The 1,923-nt window shown below is 56.2% G+C and carries 3 protein-coding genes; all 3 read left to right on the top strand.

Annotated elements, in window-relative coordinates:
• Positions 1 to 151 precede the first annotated feature (151 nt).
• Positions 152 to 652: an acetolactate synthase small subunit gene (gene ilvN / locus GX117_12065; GenBank protein ID NLO34064.1), complete on the top strand. Its 501-nt coding sequence runs from the start codon at positions 152 to 154 to the stop codon at positions 650 to 652.
• A gap of 288 nt (positions 653 to 940) precedes the next feature.
• Positions 941 to 1,297 (top strand): large-conductance mechanosensitive channel protein MscL, encoded by a 357-nt coding sequence (gene mscL / locus GX117_12060; protein NLO34063.1) that lies wholly within the window; start codon positions 941 to 943, stop codon positions 1,295 to 1,297.
• A 28-nt stretch (positions 1,298 to 1,325) separates the two neighbouring features.
• Positions 1,326 to 1,923 (top strand): DUF481 domain-containing protein (locus GX117_12055; GenBank protein NLO34062.1); only part of this gene is annotated, 598 nt, incomplete at its 3' end.

The raw sequence follows: 1,923 nt of genomic DNA, 5'->3' as shown, positions 1-1,923 counted from the left end.
GGTGAAGCACGAGGAGGTTTACCCGATGGTGCCGCCCGGCAAGCCGCTTGAGGATACCGTGCTGGGACGTCCCAAGAAAAAGAAAGGGCGTCCCGTGGGCCGCCGTAGCGCGAAACCCGCCGCAACCACCTGAGAACAGGAAGAAGAAAAAATGAATAAAAAATTGGCAACTTACAACCTGAGCATCTTTGTGGCTAACCGTCCGGGCGCGCTGGTGCGTATCGCGCAGGCGTTTTCCCGGCGGGGATTCAACATCGAGAGTCTGGTGGTGTCGCCGGGGACGACGGCGGACTTCTCGCGCATGACGATTACGGCCAAGGGTGACCGGGCCGGTTTGGAACAGATCATTATGCAGTGCTCCAAGCTGGTGGATGTGATGGCGTGCCGAGAGCATTCCGACGAAGAAGTGGTCGCGCGCGAACTGGCTCTGGTCAAGGTGGCCGTGGACAGCGGCCAACGTGGCGACGTGCTGCAGATCGCGGACCACTTCCGGGCCAAAACCGTAGACCTGACGGAAACGTCCATGGTGCTGGAGGCTACGGGCGGCTCGCAGAAACTCGACGCGATGGTGGAACTGCTGCGTAAGTTCAAAATTGTGGAACTGGTGCGCACTGGCAAGGTCATTATGGCCCGCGGCGAAGGACAAACCTGAGGCGTAGCGCCGAATTCACACTCCACTAACCTTCGGTCTCGATTCAAGTGGAGAGCCGGAAAAAGCGGCGGTCAGCAAATGGCCGCCGCTATTTTTGTGGTAACGCAGAACGAGAAGGCAGACCGGATGATGACGGCAGCCGTTGCAAAACAACTCGGTCTCAGCAAGCTGAGCCCCTACAAAACAGTGGGGGCAGGTAGAGCGATTGACAGCGCGGCAGTATTTTGTAAAATATGTAGCTGGTTATGAATAAACCAGTTTCTATCCATTCCAACTAAAAGGTAACTAATGAGCATAGCGAAAGAGTTCCAGGAATTTGCGATTAAAGGCAACATGATCGATATGGCGGTGGGTATCATCATCGGCGGGGCATTTGGCAAGATCATCAATTCACTGGTGGCGGATGTGATCATGCCACCGATCGGGATGCTGCTGGGGAAGGTGGATTTCAAAGATCTAGCGATAATCCTGAAGGCGGCGACGGTGGACGCGGCGGGGGTCGAGGTGCCGGCGGTAACGCTCAACTACGGGATGTTCGGTCAGAACGTGGTGGATTTTTTGATCATTGCATTTTCAGTGTTCTTAATGGTGAAGGTGGTGAACCGCCTGCGCCGCAAACAGGAAGCTGAAGAAGCCGCAAAGTAACCCCCAACATATCTAGGAGGAATACCCTATGAAGAAGTGGATCGTTGGATGTGCAGTGCTGGCGCTGGCCGTTTCGGCCGGGGCCGCAGAGAAGAAGGCGAAGAAGAAGGTGGCAGCAGAGCCGGAAGTGGCAGAAAAGCCAGCGTGGGTGACTACCCTGAACGCAGGACTGACACTGACGGATGGCAACAGCGAGACGCTGGGCGCAAACGTCGGCCTCGTCGTGACCGGCGAGAAGGAAGGGCTGGGCTCCGTAATTATTGGGGCTGATGCAAACTACGGTGAGAGCACCCTAACGACCGAGACGACCGACGCCGATGGCAACGCAGTGGTGACGAAGGCAGACGAAAAGACCGTGGAGAACGCCAAGGCGTTTTTCAACGTCAAGAAAACACTGAGTCCGATGACGTTCGTCTCTCTGGACGGGTCGGTCTTATATGACGACATTGCGCTGATTGACTACCGCACTACGCTGGGCCCTGGTCTAGGATTTTATGTGGTAAAGAACGACAAGCGTGAGTTGTCGCTGGAAGCAGGCCCGTCCTACGTGTGGGAGAAGGTCGACGGCGCATCGAACGACTACTTGGCGCGGCGGTTTGCCGAGCGCTATTCGTGCCAGATAACAT

It is taken from the genome of Candidatus Hydrogenedentota bacterium (genome assembly GCA_012523015.1).
GTDB lineage: Bacteria > Hydrogenedentota > Hydrogenedentia > Hydrogenedentales > CAITNO01 > JAAYBJ01.
This window is presented reverse-complemented; position numbering and strand designations above follow the sequence as displayed.